This window comes from Thalassoroseus sp. (genome assembly GCF_984380535.1).
This window is the reverse complement of the sequence record NZ_CFHRBF010000007.1, coordinates 253,901-271,169: the sequence shown is the minus strand read 5'-3', so window position 1 is coordinate 271,169 and position 17,269 is coordinate 253,901. Positions and strand designations below refer to the sequence as shown.

The window sequence follows — 17,269 nt, the reverse complement described above, 5'->3', positions numbered from 1 at the left end:
CTGTGGCGGACGACGAACCGGAAATGCAGGAATACTTGCAAGAAACGCTGAGCGTGCTCGGCCATGAGGTGACCTGTGCGGCGGCGACGGGCCGCGAATTGCTCGAGCATTGCCGCCAGTCGCTTCCCGACCTGGTCATCACCGACATCAAAATGCCCGACATGGACGGCTTGGAGGCCGCGACCGAGATCCGAGCCCTTCAACCGGTCCCGGTGATTCTAGTCTCCGCCTATCACGATCCGGAACTAATTGATCGGGCTCTGAAGGACCATGTGCTGGCCTATTTGATCAAACCGATCAAACAGGCCGATTTGGAAACGGCCATCGCGTTGGCGATGCGGCGGTTCAAGGAATTCCGTGCTCTCCAGCAGCAGGCGGACGATTTGCGTCAGGCGCTGGAGGACCGCAAGTTCGTCGAGCGGGCCAAGGGGATTCTGATGAAGCGGTCTGGCCTCGACGAACCGAGTGCATTCCGCCGCTTGCAACAACTCGCCAGCGAGAAGAATACGAAAATGATCGAGATCGCCCAGGCCATCGTCACCGCGGAAGAAGCCTTCGGCGCGTAGTTCGTCCAAACTCGTTCAAGTCATCGCCGTGGTCGTGGACCGGAATCCAGCGGCGTCGCTACGGTTTTTCTTCGGCGGGTTGGTTCGTAACCTCATTTTCCGACCGTTCGGTCCGCTCGATTTCCGGAGATTCGACAATGAGGTGTCGGCAATGGCTTGCAACGCTTCTTGGGTGAAGAACGCCTGATGCCCCGTGACCAAGACACTGGGAAATGTCAGCAGCCGGGCCAGCATATCGTCGGCAATCACGTGTTGGGAACGTTCCTCGAAAAAGTAGCTGGCCTCTTTATACACGTCGACTCCCAATGAGCCGGGCGACAAGACGGCTATTGAGTTTTCCTGACTGGCATCCGGTGGTGGGGAGCCGAGTTGCGGCGGCAGGTGAACGACGGCAAGCATTTCCCCGATTGATTTTGCGTCCGAATCCACTCGTGGCGCCGTTAGGCCACGGCGAACGTGTAGGCTCCGTTGTGCTTCAACCGGAGATCGTCTCCGACGAGTTCCACGTGGGCGGAGTGGTCGATCCCGTCGATTCCGAACTCCCCAAAAACCGAGTGGAATATCTCGGCCTTCAGGTCATTGGCCTTGGAATGCTTGCCCAGGCGGCTGAAGACATAAGCCGTCGAGAAATTTCCAACGACATCGGCAGCCTGGATGAGCGGCGAGTTTTCGTCCGGGACAGTCTGGATTGCGTCCTTGATGACGTTCGGGGAGGACGGAAATTGTTGCTTTCGATAGGCACGGAATAGCATGCCGGCCAAGTGTGGAAGGCCGAGATCTTTTTCTTTGACGGAAACCGTGGCCGCGTTGAATAGCTTCATGAGTTTGCTATCGTCCAGGGAGAAAGCCACTGTGTGCTCGCCGCCCACATGGGCGGCGACCCGCAGATAGGTAAACAGCGGCGAGACGATCTGGCGCAACATGGCGAGTTCCGGGTCCGGGATTGTGACGCCCGCCTTGAGGTAGGATTGCTCCAACACTCGCTCCGCAAACCCGATAAACTCCTTGTGCCAACTCTTGCCGTTGAGAGTGCAGGTGATGAAATTCCCAGTCGACTCTCCGCACTTGACCTTGAGCAGCGTCAGGAAGTCTCGGAATGGGCCTTCTGACCTTCTTGTGAAGTCTTTCCCGTGAAAGCTCTTCAGGCCACCGCTGAGAAGCGCAGGGGCTTCCAGTGTAAAGGCCGTTGCCTGCGGTTCCGCGAGACAAACGACCGTCCAGCCCTCTGACTCTTGTGTGGCGGTCCCGAATTCATCCATGCCAACCTGAAAATCCATGCCGGATTCTCCATTTTCCAGTCCACCGATATTGTCGCGTTTCGCCAACCGCCGGCAATTGCCTTCGGAAAGAACACGTCAAACCGAACCCGTTGGAGGGCGTCAATGCTCGACGTGCTCTTGGGCTGAATCATCATGCTCCGACTGGTCTTGGTGCGGGTGGCCCTCAGGGATTTTAACGGCGAGGAATTTAGGATCAACGCCTGCCCCACGCTGATAGACGATTGATCCGCCGAGATAGCGGTAAGGAGCAATAGCACGAATCCATTCAGCGTATTGATTAATTGAGTCCAGGTTAAGGCTGTTGTTCGGTCTCGCCAGCGGACAATCGATAGCCAAGTGAAGAACGCGAGCATCGCCAAACCAAAACCAAGGTGCCAGTGAATCAGGATATGGCCTTCCTCGGTATGAGTCGGTACGGTGAAGTAGGCCAACCCGCCGGCGTCCGCGGCCAGCCAGCCGAGGACCATTCCCCCAGTAACATCCCAGAGGCGATTCGATGCCGCATCTCGGTCAGTCGCCACCGCCCGCACAGCGAGATCGCGATACCGCTCAAGAGAAAGGCAATCGGGAAGTGAACCAGCATCGGGTGGTATTCCCACGGTTTTGGAATTGAGATTTCCATTATGTGCTCACTCGAAAAAATCATGAATTGGGTGGGCCTTCACGGCCCATTTCGAGCAAGTGTCTATTTGTCGTTGTCAAACCAAGCAACCAATTGGCTGAGTCATTGAAATCCTGAAGCCCAACCACGGTGATGTGTCGTTGGTTATGGCTCAGCGAATCAACGCCGCGAACCCTCCTCGGCCACGAGTGCCGTCTAACGTCAAGCTCTCGTTTGCCGTCATGACTGATCCCGCTCTGCGCACACTAACTCGGCAAATCCAGGTGGGTTGTCTGCGGACAACTTAACACGGAAGTCGTTGAGGCGATCGAACTTGTTGAAACATTCGCGGGCCTGATCCGCAAATCGAGTCACATGACTCGGTGGGAACGGCAATTGAAAGCATAGGACAGCCAGTGTCCTGAGTTGAGGAGATTCGCCGAGGGATTCGAACGCGACCGAACAGCGGTTCAGTCAGCGTTCGACGAATCCAGGAGCAATGGTCCGGTCGAAGGACATATCAACCGCTTGAAGACCATCAAACGTCAAATGTGCGGCCGAGCGGGCTTGACGTTGCTGAGAGCCCGCATGATCCGTGCCGCCTGATTACGACCCGCTTCACCAATGTCTGTCAAAGATCTACTATCGGAACGTTGTTCACATCCAGCGAAGAATCAGGTGACGTGGACATTGCCGACAGGAATTGGTGTAGCAAACTGTAGTTAATTGCTGAATAAGGCCCGTAATTTCACTCAATCAACCGGAATTTGAACTACCGAGGAAATGTGGAAAAACCAGTATATTCAGTGGTTTTCGGCGAAATAATGAGTGGTCGATGGGAGTCTGTTAACCATGATCGTCGGTCATGATGAGAATGACGTTGGGACGACTGACATCCGATTCGACGGAAGTCCTGGCGTGATCGTCGGCTAAGCCCGGCCGACAAGAGGAACATGCGCAGATCGTTGACGTAATCACCATGGCCATCTGCCACGGCCTGAAAGATTCACCCATTATCGAGTTCTCACCTTGTTTAAGAATCTTTGAAGTCCGCCCGACGCTTGTCCTCTCGAAGCGAGCTGCCAGAGCTGATACCGTCAATGCTGCGGCTGAAGTGCCATCTCATGGAGAAGATTTCGGCTCATGCGGAATCCATTCTACGTTGGCAGGATGTTTGTCCGGCGCCAAACGAGTCGAATGGATGAGTTGCACCTTCCAGCGATCGACTTCTCTAACCATCACCGCACTTTCGAGCCAAACGAAAGTCCTCAGTTCGGCCCACGACGGATTTTAGCTCTGTTCCAATAGCTCACCCAAGCCGCATCGCCTTTCTGCCGAGCACGAATTTGCTTTAAGAAGTTCTTCCGTTCGTACGGCTTGTCGTTAGGCTGCCCGATGTGTCCGGATTCAAAGTCACCCCACTCATCCACCATCAAATAGATGCTGTTCGGTTTCTCAGCAGCATCGGCGCCCGTTGACACGAAGGTGCCGAGGAGGGCACAGAAGATTCGCAGCAGATATTTTATCATGCAGTATCTCTCGATTCGTTTAACGAGGCGTCCAGTCAAGAACGCACGATCTACCTGGACAACGGCTTTGGATTCTCAACAAACGCGGCCGGTCGATGGTTGTTGGCAATGTCTTTCTCGAAGTGCTTAACGTATTCGTGAAGCTTTTTGACAACTTCGGGGTGTGAATCGATGACGTTCTCCGATTCACCGATATCACTTTCGAGGTCGTACAGTTGAGTGGGATTTCCCTTGTTAAGGTGCAGTTTCCAATTGCCGGACCGAACGGCCTGGAGTGTTCTGCCGCGGTGATAGAAGAAGGTTTCATGCGGTGTCTTTGCCGCGCCCGTTAGTGTTGGCCAGATGTCTTTGCCGTCGATGGTACGATCCGCAGGCAGCTCGGCACCGGCCAGTTTGGCGAACGTTGGCAACAGGTCCATCGCCGTCATCATTTCGTTGTTGTCTTTGCCTGCGGGGATTTTTCCGGGCCAGCGAATGACGGTGGGCTCTCGCATTCCGCCTTCAAACGTCGTTCCTTTCCTGCCTCGCAAAGGCCCCGCGTGGTTCGGCGGATTCTCCGTCTTCCAGCGTCCCGGACCATTGTCCGACGTGAAGATGACGAGCGTGTTCTCGTCAATGCCATTGGATTCTAACGCGTCTAGAATCTGTCCGACCGACCAGTCGATTTCTGCAATCGCCTGGCGGAACAGTTTGTCGCGAGTCGGGTAGTCGATGTTGCCGTCTTCTTTGGCGAGTTCCGTTTTCACTTCTGCGGCAACGTCTTTCATAAACGGCGGTGAAACGTGCAGCGGGACATGCGGAATGGGATGCGGTACATACAGGAAGAACGGGTTGTCCTTGTTTCGCTCAATAAACTGGACAGCTCTTTCGGTAAATCGTTTGGTGAGATAGTCGGCGTCGGGGTCCATCTCAACAACTTCCTCACCGTCCAGCAGAGGCAACGGAGGGAAGTTGAATTTGCTCTGCTTGTGATGAAACGGATGAATGTCGTGGCTGAATGGTAGGCCGAAGAATTCGTCGAAGCCCTGCCGCGTCGGAAGAAACTCGGGCTGGTCGCCGAGGTGCCATTTGCCAAACATCCCCGTCTTGTATCCAGCCGACTTGAGCACTTCGGCAATCGTGATCTCTTTTGGATTCAGCCCCTTCGGATCGCCGGCAAGCAGCACCCCAAAATTCGAGCCTGTCGCCATGTTGATACGCTTCGGATAACAACCCGTCATGAGCGCAGCGCGAGACGGCGTGCAAACCGGAGCCGCCACATAGAAACTCGTCAGCCGCGCACCTTCTTTCGCCATCTGATCGATGCGCAGTGTGCTGACGTGATCGGCCCCGTAGCAACTGAGGTCTCCGTAGCCTTGGTCGTCTGTGAAGATGACGACAAAGTTAGGTCGGCGTGACGCTTGGCCCGGTTGCGGCTTCGTCGCGGCACGACGGCTCGTCAGGACGGGATACTCGTCGAGCACTTCGCCATCGAACTGGAAGTTGTCGGCCGTGATGTGCCCCCAGCCGCTCGTGGATTGGTCGACGACTTTGATGAACATCTTTTTGCCGACATAAGACGACAGATCCCACTCTGCTTTCTGCATCACTTGGTTGTCGATCCCTCGAGCAAACAGAACCTCGTCGTCGTCTTCCGTGCACAGCACGACGTAGACTTTGGGCCCGCTGCCTCCACCGACTCGAAAGGTCATCTTGCCGGCTTTGGGGATAAACATGGGCGAGACGATGACGCCGGTTTGAGGATCCTTGCCTCGTTCTGCATCAGGCGATGATTCAAGAGTGGTGAGGTAGTGCTCGCCCTGCTTGTTGTATTCACCCAGGTCGCGGAAGAAACGAGCGCGGTTGCCGATGATGTGACCGAACTCGCCTTCGACGATTTTCCACGGAGCCAGCTTTCCGGATTCAAAATCAAACGACGCGCTGCGGTTGCTGGGTGTCGCCGGAGTTTTCTGGGCCGGGTTCCCCTTCTTGCTCGCGAGGGCCTTCTTTGGGCCTGGCTTCGGCTTGTATCCCGCCAGCAATGCAGCCAGTTCTTTGACAATGTCCGGGTGATCGTTGATGACGTTTTTTGTCTGATTGACGTCGGATTCCAGATCGTAAAGCTGAGCGGGCGGTGCGTCCTTCCTGATCTTTCCGTCCACAATGTCGCTGTTGATCGACCCCACAAAACTGGCTGCTGCCGGACCTGCAAACGTATGGCTGCTGGGCGTCTTCCCGCCGAAACCGCCGCTCCCCCGGTTCGGGATATACATCCACTTGCCTTTGCGAATCGAGAGGTGTGTTCCCTTATGCGGGGCGAGCACGATGTGGTCGCGGATTTGCTCTTTGGGGTCGTCGACGAACGCGGGCAGCATGTTGACGCTGTCGGCTTGCTCGGCCTTGTCGAGGTTCTGTCCGGTCAACGCCGAGAACGTTGCCAGCATGTCGACATTGCCGAGCACCTGTTTCGACACCGTCCCCGGTTTCACCTTTCCGGGCCAGCGGACGATCATCGGCACGCGATGACCACCTTCCCAGACACCGAACTTGAAGCCCAGCAGGTCGCCGTTCTGTCGATGCCCGGCTTTGAACGCCGCCTGTCCGCCGAAGTTGAACATACCTCCGTTGTCACTGGTGAAGATGACGAGTGTGTTGTCTGCAACGCCATTGTCTTCCAGGCACGTCATGACTTCGCCGACGATCCAGTCGAGTTCGTGGATGAAGTCGCCGTAGAGACCGCACTGGCTCGTGCCCTGGAATCGCTTCGCTGGAGTGAAGGGGTGGTGAATGTTTGTCGTCGCCAGATACAGAAAGAACGGTTTGCCTTTGCGTGCGTTGATCCATTCGACGGACTTTTTCGCGAACGTTGTTCCGACCTGGTAATCGTTGAAGAGTTCGTGCGCCTTTGCCGCTCCTTTGAAAGCGTTGGGACTTCGATTTGCGGCTTCCGGTGGAATAGGTGTCAACGGCGAGGTTCCTTTGACTCCGCGACCGACATAGATCAACGGGTCATTGGGATCGCTACCGACCACACGGTCGTTCTCGACGTAAACATACGGAGGAGCACTGTTCACGACCGGCATGCCGAAGTAGTAGTCGAACCCAAGATCCTGCGGGCCGGGACGCAGCGGTTCTTTCCAGTCGTTCTTGTCTTTGCCGAACCCCAGATGCCATTTCCCGATGACGCCGGTGTCATAGCCCGCGTTTTTGAAGACATCGGCGATAGTCGTCTTTGCGGTATCAACAATGAGCGATGATGTAATCGGCGCCGGCCCCCAGACGCCACGACCATCGTTGGCTCGCACAGGATACTGTCCGGTTAGCAACGCATAACGCGATGGCGTGCAGACAGCCGACGCCGAATGAGCATCCGTAAACCGGCGTCCTTCAGCAGCCAGGCGGTCGATGTTCGGCGTCTGCACTTTGGTTGCTCCGTAGCAACCGAGGTCGCCGTAGCCGAGATCATCGGCAAAGATCAGTACCACGTTGGGCGGCTGATGCTCGGCGAACGTTAAAGATCCCGTCAGCAGGACGGAGCTCAGCAGCGCAATGAGTAAATTGAGTCTCATGATTTTACTTCGAATTTGATTTTGAGTGTCGACGACGTCTACTTCTTCTGTTTGTCTTCCGGCGGCTTTTCAAGCACCCAGATATTTCGGCACTGCACTTTGAAACCGTGTTCTTGCAGGACGAAGGGAGAGATCGGTTCTTCAGGGAACGCTGCATTTTTGTTCCGACGCAGCGACAGTCTGAGGTGATCGTGAATCAGCTTACCGTTCAATCGGACTGTAACACGGGCGGCTCCTTTTTCAGTCATGAATCCGTTCGCGCCGATCTTCCAGGCTTGATCGTCGAGGTCGACCGTTTGTCATACTTCCGGACCAAGGCGGCATTCCCATCAGGAACGTGGAGTTGATTGATGGCGGCGCAATCGCCCAGGTCGGGACTTACTTTGCCTTCGCTGTTGAGAATCTGCAACTCGCAAAGCGGGCCGAAGAAAACGCCACTGTTGCCGCTGTCTCCCCTTGGACACTGAAACTCCAGGTGCAGTCGATAACTGCCGAACGTCGGCTTCGTGCAAAGAGACTGCTTGCGGCGTCTTCCCTCGAACTCAAAAGCGATTTCCATCGCCTCGACAACAACCAGTTTCCACGAAATTTCCTTCGGGTCAACGTTCGGATTGATCCACTGCTACGAAAACGGCTTCCAAGCATCGAAATTCGATCCTTCGAACAGCACCACCGCTCCCTTCGGCGGGGGCAAGTCCGAGCGTGGATGTCGCTAAATCCTCAACCGCCGAGCAAGTTCTGGGCGCGTTCTGGCTTTGCCGGAGTCAAGCAGCGACTGGTAATATCGAGCCAAACGCATCCTATCTCGCTTGGGGGCTGTTGCCTCCGATTCCGCCCCAACCTGGTCCAAAATCGAGTTCCACTTGAACATTTCGATATGCGGCAGTCGCCGCAAACTTTTGGTACGAACGGTGTCTAGCTCGACGACCACGCGGTTCGGATTGAGACCGCCTTGGGGAGCTTTCGGACGGCTGTGCGAACACGAAGAAGCTTCATTAGGAACAATCTCGGTGAAGCTTTCTTCATTGTGTTTCCCCCTCCCTTCAATCACATTGGGTTGGAAGGACTGTGGTGGGCTCCAGCAGCCGGGTTCAGCGACCGGCTTCGTAGAATCCACCAACGTTGGAGGTAATCTGGAATACTCGTATCAACTTCCGAGAATCCTTTCTGAATTTGGTGCTGTTACGATGAGTCCTGGTAACGCACCGTTTTCGGAGACGACGTGAACGATCTAACCCCGGAATTTGTGAGCCTGTGGACTCGGTATCAGCCGGAAGTTCGGCGGTACGCCTGCATCCTCATGCCGGACGCGGCCGATGAGTTGCGGATCGGTAGCCGCGTACCAGTTATGAGACCTGGCACAGGCTATGCGTCTTCCCCGGTCTTTACTTCGCGACAGGTGGGTGTCTGGAACCATGTCTGTTCGACATATGACCGCTCGTCGGGGATGGTGACTCACTGGTTCAATGACAGACTCGTGTTCACGAAATCACTCACGGTCGATCAACCCATTCGTATCGGTATCGCTGAGATCGAAAACTGGGGAGTTCCCCATCGACCAAAACGTCACGCGATCCGCAACTTCGTTGGCCGCATTGATGAGCTGACGATCTGGAATACCACACTGGACGAGCAGGAAATCACGAACCTCTATACCACGTCACGCTCATGAAACCATTAACCACCGACACCACACGCCCTATGAAACACGCAATTGTCTTTCTCTCGACAGTCCTCGTTGCGCTCAACCTGCAGTGCCGACCAAGTGCAGCCGTTGCCGACGATCGTCCCAACATTGTTTTGCTGCTGGCTGACGATCTTGGCTACGGCGACCTCTCCTGCTTTGGGAGTCCCGCAGTCAAGACACCGAACCTTGATCGTCTTGCGACCGAGGGGATGAAGTGCACGCGTTTCTACGCTGGCTCGGCCGTCTGCTCGCCGACGCGAGCTTCTGTGTTGACCGGTCGGTATCCGTTGCGATTCAACATTACGCAGCATTTCAACGATCGGAATGCATGGCTGCCCGAGTCGGCGACGACCGTTGCCGAACTCTTGAAGGACGCTGGTTACAACACCGCTCACATTGGGAAATGGCATCTCGGTGGCCTGCATGTTGATGAAGATGGCAAACGGCTGAACAACCAGCCCGGCCCGCGTCAGCACGGTTTCGACTTCTATCAAACGCAGATTGAGCAGCAGCCTCTGCGTGGTCGCATGGGGCGAGAGAAAACTCTGTTTCGGCAGGGAGGAACTGTTCTGCTTCGCAATGACCAGCGAATTGGCAAGGACGATCCCTATCATCCGAAGCACTTCACCGACGCCAACGGTGACTATGCCGTCGAACTGATTGAGGAGTTCGCGGCAGAAGAGAAGCCGTTCTTCATCAATCTGTGGTGGCTCGTTCCTCACAAACCTTATGAGCCTGCACCAGAGCCGCACTGGTCAAATACCGCGGCAGACAACATCAGCGACGACCAGCATCGCTTTCGCTCGATGGTGCAGCACATGGACGCCAAGGTCGGGCAAATCCTCAAGAAGCTCGATGACCTGAAGATCGCAGACAACACTCTCGTACTTTTTACCAGCGACAATGGGGCGGCCTACGAAGGCTTCATTCACGATCTGAAGGGCGGCAAGACAGACCTGCATGACGGTGGGATTCGCGTTCCGATGGTCGTGCGGTGGCCAGCAGCGATTCCGGCCGGCCAGACATCCGATGCATTTGGCCACACAAACGACTTGCTACCCACATTCTGCGAAGCCGCCAAAGTTGAACTTCCGCGTGAGCTGCCGCTCGATGGCCTGAGTCTGTTGCCTCACTGGAAGGGTGAAGAGCCACCCAGCGTCGAAGCCAGGGGGACTGTGTTCTGGCAGCTCAATCTCTACAGGAACATCCAACGCCACTACCCGAAACCCAAGCCCTACGCGACCGAAATCGCGATGCGAGGTAAATGGAAGCTGCTCGCTCTCGGAGGAATACCCGTCGAATTGTTCGACATCGAGGCCGACCCGAATGAGAAGCGAAACGTCATGGCCGACCATCCTGATCTGGTCGCTTCGCTAGCGACTCAACTTCAAAAATGGCTGAGTGAGCCGCGTATTACTCGATAGGTCCCCAAACGGCTGTATCCGGGCACAGGCTTCTCAACAATGGGCACACGGCAATGAAATCGCACGGCAATCACATAACAGCCAGCCTCTTTCTGACTGCCGTTCTGGCACTACCGGATCAACTTCCCGGCGATACGGCTCTTTCCAAAGCGTCATACCGAATGGTAGGCGGCGTTTCGTGGTATGGCCAATGTGACTTCGAAAAGATAGACCTGTTCAACGACGACGACCGAGCCGACTTTCAAGATCGGTTCGAAACTCAAATCATGGGCTCTGATTCCGGTGCGAACGACAAGTTGACTCGGTACCGGGAATTCAGCCCAGTCAATTTCCTGAGCAAAGACAGCCCGCCACTGCTGATGATACAGGGTGACCAGGACACGACCATTCCGGTCAAGCACGCTTACGACATGAAAGAAAAAGCGGACGAAGCTAATGCACCGGTGGAGATCATGATCATCAAAAACTCAGGACATAACTGGCGCAGAGTCGACGCGGACAGTGCTCCGTCGCGGGAAGCGATCATCGAGCGGACCGAGGAGTTCTCTGTCGAACATTTGCAGAATTAGAATCACGACTCAAGGGAAGTATATTCATGAAGCTATTGTCACTCATATTGATTGCCACGTTGCTCGTCGGTGCCCGACTTCACGCCGCCGAATGGACGATCGACAGCGCGGACGACTGGACGAAGAACATCAAATCCGCTGAGGGAGCCACTGTCGCGGATGGCTCGGTATCGCCAAATGCAAAAACGGCGACGATCACCACCAAAGTTCGCGCATCGGACGTGAAGCGGTCCGCACGGTCGCTCGTCGTGACTCAGTCGGCGATTTGGCAAAACTGGAGCCCGATTGAAAACCTCGGTCCCGTCAACCTTTCCGACGCGCCGGTTCTACTTACCGTCGGGCCGGACAACTATTGGATGTTCGGCCGTTATGGCAGCGGACGTCCTCGTCCAAAGAAAGGACAGAAGCCCGCACCGTTGCCGAAGTTCACTCCGGAACCTGCCAAGCTCGACGGATTCGACATTCCACTAACGACGACTCCCTTCCCCAATCAATACGACGCCCCAGGCGGGCTTCAGCCGCGGCTCGGCGGCTATCATGCCTGGCAAAGTCGCGACATGGTCAACTGGGTTCATCACGGTCCGGTCACCGAGCGGTTTTCCGCGTGGGTCACCTCGGCCGAGTTTGCCGACGGAAAGGTCTACATCTATTACGACTTTCCCAATGACCAGGATCCGCATGTTTATATTGACGAGGATCTCACGGATGGCAAGCCGGGAGTCAACAAAGGAATGGCCTTCAATGATCCATCGCACGGTTCCGACAGCGGCATCATCCGCGACCTCGATGGAAAGTTTCATCTGATCGTCGAGAATTGGGACCCCATTCACGCTCAAAGTCACTCGTGGGATTCGCCGCTTGCCACACACGCCGTCAGTCCCAATGGAATTCAGGACTTCAAGATTCTCGATCCGGCCGTCGACTATCGCACGAACCCGACCGGCAAGATCGGCACGTATAAACATCCGCACTGGGTGAAGGAAGACCCGAAACGGTTCAAAACGAACATTGCCGAGTACGAGATTCACGAGCCCGAACAAAACGCCTACGGCGACTGGGCGGCGATTGCGATCGGCAGTCAATATTACCTGTTTGGTGATTACGATCCGGTGGATGGCCACATGAGCGCGTGCTGGTTCACGTCATCGAGCGTCAACCAACCGTTCACGTTCTGCGATCACATCGGCAACGGCCACCCTGATCCCGACATTTGTTTTGCCGAAGGAAAGTTCTACCTGGCAACCCAGATGAAGACCGACTACGTCAGCCCTGGCCCGTGGGTAGAGACCGTCGAGGCACGCGTCGGAGTTGATACCAGCAACGACGGCCAGATCAACGAGTGGACCGACTGGACGGAAGTTAAAGAAAGCTACGACTACATCAAGGGGTTCTCGAAACAGATCGCGAGAACGCCAGCCGAACTGGATCTCTCGAAACTGCCGGCTGGCTATGGATTCAGCGTTCAGCTTCGTCTGACGGATTCCACAGAGAACAAGTCGAAGCCGATCATCGAAAGCCTGTCCTTGACATTCGCAGACTGAAGTGACTGGCAGCCCATACCGTGCGCCCGTTTCATCGGCGTGAATTCGTGCGTCATCGAGCAGGTCCCGAAACCCGCATTGGCGACCTGCCGTTGTCTCCAAGAACGCCCATCTTTACGTTTCGGCGATCGCTCGTTACTATTCTGCGCCGAGAAATCCCTGGAACCGAGCGAAAAACCATGGCCGTTTTGCTGCAAATTCAGCATGCCGAGAAAAGTTACGGCGATCAAACCCTGTTGGACGATGCCGAAGCCACCCTCACCGAAGGCGTGAAGGTGGGGTTCGTGGGCCGGAACGGGGCGGGCAAATCCACGTTGCTGCGGGCGTTGTTGGGGGATGAGGAACTTGACAGCGGCGAAATTATCCGCCATCCGAAGCTGCGATTGGGCTATCTCCGGCAGCACGATCCGTTCGAACCCGGCGAAACCGGCTTGGACTTCCTGATGCGGGACAGCGGCCAACCCGACTGGAAATGCGGCGAGGTCGCCGGTCAATTCGAGTTGAAGGGGGCGTACCTGGACGGCCCGGTGTCGGCACTCTCCGGTGGGTGGCAAACGCGACTCAAACTCGCGGCGTTGTTGCTCCATGAACCGAACCTCTTGCTGCTTGACGAACCCACGAACTTCCTCGACCTCCGCACGCAGATTCTGCTCGAACACTTCCTCAAGAATTTCAAGGAAGCCTGTCTCATCGTTTCGCACGATCGCTCGTTCCTGGGCGCGACCTGTTCGCATACCCTGGAACTCTCCCGCGGCAAACTGACGATGTACCCCGACCGCATCGATCGTTACCTGGAGTACAAACAGGAACGCCGTGAACAGGACGAACGCACCAACGCGGCGGTGCTCAGCAAACGCAAGAAACTCGAAACCTTCATCGCCAAGAACAAAGCCCGCGCCAGTACCGCAACGCAGGCCCGCTCCAAGACGAAACAACTCGAACGGTTGGAAACGGTGGAGGTCTTCGGCGACGAATCGGCTCCGAACATTCGCGCTCCGCAGATCGAACCCCGCCAAGGACCGGCGGTGCGATGTGTCGACGTGTCGATCGGCTATCCCGATCACATCGTCGCAACGGGGATCGATCTCGAAATCGATCACGGTTGGCGGGCGGCAATCGTCGGTGACAACGGCCAAGGAAAAACCACGTTCCTCAGAACCGTCGTCGATTCCCTCAAACCCCAAGCCGGTGAAGTTCGTTGGGGCTATGGATGTGAGATCGGTGTCTATGCCCAACACGTCTATACGGCACTGCCCCAAGACAAAACGGTATTGGACTATCTCAACTACGTTTCGTCGCCCAGCACGACCTCGCAACAGATCTTGGACATGGCGGGAGCGATGTTGTTTCGTGGCCCGGCGGTCAACAAACGTATTTCCGTGCTCTCCGGGGGCGAACGCGCTCGGTTGTGCATGACCGGTCTCCTACTAGGCAACTACAACATCCTCGTTCTCGACGAACCTGGTAACCACTTGGACGTCGACACCGTCGAAGCTCTCGCAGACGCTTTGACTGCTTACGAAGGCACTGTCATTTTCACGAGTCACGATCGTCACTTCATGAAACGTGTGGCGACATGTGTGATCGAAGTTCGCGACGGCCGGGTAACGGACTACCGCGGCGACTACGATGCGTATCTGTATGCGGTCAATCGAGAAATCGAAGAGGGCGAACGAGCCGAAGCGGCCCGGCGGGCGAGTGTTGCCAAGGCGAGTCATCGACCGGTTCAGCGGAAACGCACACGCACCGAAAAAGAAGTTCGCAAGGAAATGCAGAAGATCGAAAAAACGATCGCCCGCTTGGACGATTCGAAGAAACAGGTCAACGCGAAGTTGCTCGAAACGACCGATGCCGACGAAGCGTTGAGACTCCACACCGAACTCGAAAGCATAACCGCCGAACTCACCGCAGCCGAAGAAACTTGGGGCCAACTCTACGAAGAATCGGAATCGTTTTAGAGTCATTTGTCAGAGCATTCGATACATGCTGACGTCAAGAACCGTTTTCCTACCGTGGCGGGTTCGGGGTTCAACGCGAGTTCGTGAATGCGTTCGACTCGTGCCGGGTCCCGGCACCAACGCTGATCACGATGGGATGCAATCGTCGACAGTCGGCGGAATCCACAATCGCAAGAATCGCCGCTCTGGTCTCGTCGGGAAGATTCAGCCACGCATCAACCACACGTTGCAATTCGAGCGTTTTGATCTCACTGGTGGTCACCCAGTCGCCAACGGTCTCCTTAACCGTTGCTGTGCCTGCTATCTGCGGAAACGAGGTAACGTCCGCGTCGGATTGGTTGGCGGGTCGGTGTTGAACCGCCTCCTGTGCTCACCAGGAGCTAGCTTTCTCTAGAAGGGCAACACGATCAGCAGATTCGCCAACGAGTCCACAACACCAATCACGAACACTTGCATCAGTCAACTCACGTAGAATTCGAATAATCTCCTGGTCGAAAACTCCATCTCGCTTACTCTGCACGAGATCATCACGCTTAGACCGTTCGATCCATTCCATTTCAATGTGAACTGCTCTGGTGAATGTCTCGGACTCCGTGCTAGTGAAATCGCTTGTCGATCTCCGGAAGTTGCATGCGTGCCTTGGTATCAGTCGCCAAGTCATAAATACAATGTCACGCCGATCGCCGATTCAACAAGGTCCTATTGCGGAGTCGCGTATGGAGACTGGGCGCCAAAATAATAGTTGAGTTGGGCTTGCACTTCGAAATCAAATGTTTTGTCAGTGCCACTGCGGAGTGGTAGACCAGCACCGAGCGCCAAGGTGGTACGCTCTCCGATGACTAGCATGTTACCGACGGTTGCATTGACAATGTCCATCCGGTTGCTGGTGTTGCCAACCTTCAAGGCTGGTTCGGAGACGACCGGTTCGGGTACAGCAGCCAGAATTCGTTTCGGTAGGAGAACCGGAGTCCCGAGAAATGTCGACGGAGCTTCAAAGATGTCAGCATCTTGTAGCGTTGATGTCCAATGGAGTTCGACAAATGCCGCCCACCCTTTCAAGAATCGAGAGCGTGGATTGCGTGTTAGCCAATAGCCACCGCCAACATCCAAATGCATCAGAATTTGATCGCTCACATCGCCCTTGAGTTCCGACGTCGAAACAAAAGCCTCGCGAGCGGTATTATTAATGTTAACGAAGCGAGCCCGATTGGTTTGCAGGACTGTGACCGAGTCCCGTCCAATCGGGAAATCCCACTGGAGGAACGCATTTATGAACATTCGGTCATTGGGCGTTGCCGCCAACGCCAGGAATGGCGATAGCGCAACCGTTTGGTTTTCGACGGTGACATCCCTTTGACGCAACACGTCAGCCAATGGAATCACGCCGATCGGTGAGACACGAAATGTTGGATCAGGGAATCCATCGACGATCCGGACGTTGACATCTTCTGCAGTTGGAATCGTTGTGGAAAGTCCGGTGGTGAAGGCGAACTCATTTGTCGAATGGATTAAGCCTTTGAGAATCAGCTGAATGTCTTTCAATTCGGTGTCTGCCGAACCAAGCGTTCCATCGAATGGCGACACCAGGAACGATCGCGTGAACGGGTCGTTGACTTCCAGCGAGGAAACGAGGTCGAGATCGGAATTGACAGATCGTACGAAAGGCATCCGCACTTCAAGCGACATGTCTCCATCAAGGAATGTTTGCTCGAAACCGAAATTGACTAACTGCACATCGTAATCGCGAGTCGCCGAACGTACGTTTCGGTTTCTGAGAAATCGTTCGAGATTGAAAAAACTCACGTTTGGATCGCCTGTCAAGGCGGCGTTCCGGCTCGGTCGCACCCGAGTCCCCTGCGTTTGAGAACCTGGGTCAAAGATGACCCCATTACCGTCGGGAGGAAACGCTGTTGCCAGTTGGCCCAACTGATCATTCGGTAGGGCAAACACGAATTGACCTAAGTTTGGATCGGGCGGTAGTAATTGTGCAGCAGAGGGCAACGTCACACCGGGAGGGAGCCCTTGAAGGCCGACGTCCAACGCGGAGATGACGGCTCCTCGACCGAAATCCGCTAACTCCAAACCCGTCACGCTCGCTCCGTTGTGAAACCAGTGGTAACGAACGCTGACGCGGTCACGCGGTAAAGCTGTGTTATTCTCGGCAACCTTGGCATTTCGAAACAGAATCGTCCCATTGGCAGGCGTACCGGCTACGTCTCCCGCCAAGTTATAGGCAAAGGACAAGTTCCGGCTGGCTCTTAAGAGATCCCCCAGCATAAACGGGATACTGCTGAGCCGATTCAAACGCGGCGGAGCGAGGCGAGGAGAATTCGACGCTGACGACGCAAACGGTGCAGGCCTGGGGCGGGCAATTTGTAAATTTTGCGAAGGCTGTGGATCAACCTGCTGCGGCGGCGGTTGCTGCGGTATCGCCTGCTGTTGCTGAGCAAATGCCGGCCCGCTGAGAAGTCCAACGAAAAGAATGATGATACTCCAGCTCACGTGTTGCATCATCGAATTCCGCCTAGCAAAGCGCGCGCTCACGATAAAAGAAATTTGTTCCGTA

Annotated in this window: 14 protein-coding genes and 1 pseudogene; 7 read left to right on the top strand and 8 right to left on the bottom strand. The window is 55.4% G+C overall.

All coding sequences use genetic code 11. The features are described from left to right. Nucleotides 1-2 precede the first annotated feature (2 nt). On the top strand, nt 3-566 hold the full coding sequence (locus AC5DDB_RS11580) for an ANTAR domain-containing response regulator (protein ID WP_491739885.1): 564 nt from the start codon (nt 3-5) through the stop codon (nt 564-566). Between the two features lie 15 nt (nt 567-581). On the opposite strand, the gene AC5DDB_RS11575 is transcribed toward AC5DDB_RS11580, so the two are convergent. Further along, the gene (locus tag AC5DDB_RS11575; protein ID WP_491739884.1) at nt 582-965 is read right to left on the bottom strand and encodes a hypothetical protein; all 384 of its coding nucleotides are present in this window, start codon (nt 963-965) and stop codon (nt 582-584) included. Nucleotides 966-1,006: 41 nt separating this feature from the next. Continuing rightward, nucleotides 1,007-1,825 (bottom strand): hypothetical protein, encoded by an 819-nt coding sequence (locus AC5DDB_RS11570; protein WP_491739883.1) that lies wholly within the window; start codon nt 1,823-1,825, stop codon nt 1,007-1,009. 1,045 nt (nt 1,826-2,870) lie between these two features. Between AC5DDB_RS11570 and AC5DDB_RS11565 the strand changes: the two are divergent. After that, nucleotides 2,871-3,053 (top strand): annotated as a pseudogene (locus AC5DDB_RS11565) (transposase); the annotation flags it as partial. A gap of 662 nt (nt 3,054-3,715) precedes the next feature. Here AC5DDB_RS11565 and AC5DDB_RS11560 read toward each other — a convergent pair. Genes AC5DDB_RS11560 through AC5DDB_RS11545 form a run of 4 tightly spaced genes read right to left on the bottom strand, consistent with a single transcriptional unit; the run spans nt 3,716 to nt 8,083 of the window. Further along, nucleotides 3,716-3,976, bottom strand: a complete 261-nt coding sequence (locus tag AC5DDB_RS11560) for a hypothetical protein (RefSeq protein WP_491739882.1) — start codon at nt 3,974-3,976, stop codon at nt 3,716-3,718. Nucleotides 3,977-4,026: 50 nt separating this feature from the next. Further along, nucleotides 4,027-7,524, bottom strand: coding sequence for a sulfatase-like hydrolase/transferase (locus tag AC5DDB_RS11555; RefSeq protein ID WP_491739881.1), 3,498 nt, complete (start codon nt 7,522-7,524; stop codon nt 4,027-4,029). Nucleotides 7,525-7,562: 38 nt separating this feature from the next. Next, a complete protein-coding gene (locus tag AC5DDB_RS11550; RefSeq protein WP_491739880.1) occupies nt 7,563-7,772 on the bottom strand; it encodes a 3-keto-alpha-glucoside-1,2-lyase-like domain-containing protein in 210 nt (69 codons plus the stop codon). Beyond that, nucleotides 7,769-8,083, bottom strand: a complete 315-nt coding sequence (locus tag AC5DDB_RS11545) for a 3-keto-alpha-glucoside-1,2-lyase-like domain-containing protein (protein WP_491739879.1) — start codon at nt 8,081-8,083, stop codon at nt 7,769-7,771. Before AC5DDB_RS11545 ends, AC5DDB_RS11550 begins: the two co-directional genes overlap by 4 nt. 663 nt (nt 8,084-8,746) lie before the next feature. Between AC5DDB_RS11545 and AC5DDB_RS11540 the strand changes: the two genes are divergently transcribed. From AC5DDB_RS11540 to AC5DDB_RS11520, 5 genes are all read left to right on the top strand, one after another. Next, the gene (locus AC5DDB_RS11540; RefSeq protein ID WP_491739878.1) at nt 8,747-9,196 is read left to right on the top strand and encodes a LamG-like jellyroll fold domain-containing protein; all 450 of its coding nucleotides are present in this window, start codon (nt 8,747-8,749) and stop codon (nt 9,194-9,196) included. Nucleotides 9,197-9,225: 29 nt separating this feature from the next. Continuing rightward, a complete protein-coding gene (locus tag AC5DDB_RS11535) occupies nt 9,226-10,635 on the top strand; it encodes a sulfatase family protein (protein WP_491739982.1) in 1,410 nt (469 codons plus the stop codon). 53 nt (nt 10,636-10,688) lie between these two features. Next, nucleotides 10,689-11,204, top strand: a complete 516-nt coding sequence (locus tag AC5DDB_RS11530; RefSeq protein ID WP_491739877.1) for an alpha/beta hydrolase family protein — start codon at nt 10,689-10,691, stop codon at nt 11,202-11,204. A gap of 26 nt (nt 11,205-11,230) precedes the next feature. After that, a complete protein-coding gene (locus AC5DDB_RS11525) occupies nt 11,231-12,745 on the top strand; it encodes a glycoside hydrolase family protein (protein WP_491739876.1) in 1,515 nt (504 codons plus the stop codon). Nucleotides 12,746-12,924: 179 nt separating this feature from the next. Then, the gene (locus tag AC5DDB_RS11520) at nt 12,925-14,703 is read left to right on the top strand and encodes an ABC-F family ATP-binding cassette domain-containing protein (protein ID WP_491739875.1); all 1,779 of its coding nucleotides are present in this window, start codon (nt 12,925-12,927) and stop codon (nt 14,701-14,703) included. Nucleotides 14,704-14,773: 70 nt separating this feature from the next. Here the strand turns inward: AC5DDB_RS11520 and AC5DDB_RS11515 are convergent, their stop codons facing one another. Both AC5DDB_RS11515 and AC5DDB_RS11510 read right to left on the bottom strand, forming a co-directional pair. After that, nucleotides 14,774-14,965 (bottom strand): hypothetical protein, encoded by a 192-nt coding sequence (locus AC5DDB_RS11515; protein WP_491739874.1) that lies wholly within the window; start codon nt 14,963-14,965, stop codon nt 14,774-14,776. 437 nt (nt 14,966-15,402) lie between these two features. After that, nucleotides 15,403-17,205, bottom strand: coding sequence for a hypothetical protein (locus tag AC5DDB_RS11510; protein ID WP_491739873.1), 1,803 nt, complete (start codon nt 17,203-17,205; stop codon nt 15,403-15,405). Nucleotides 17,206-17,269 lie beyond the last annotated feature (64 nt).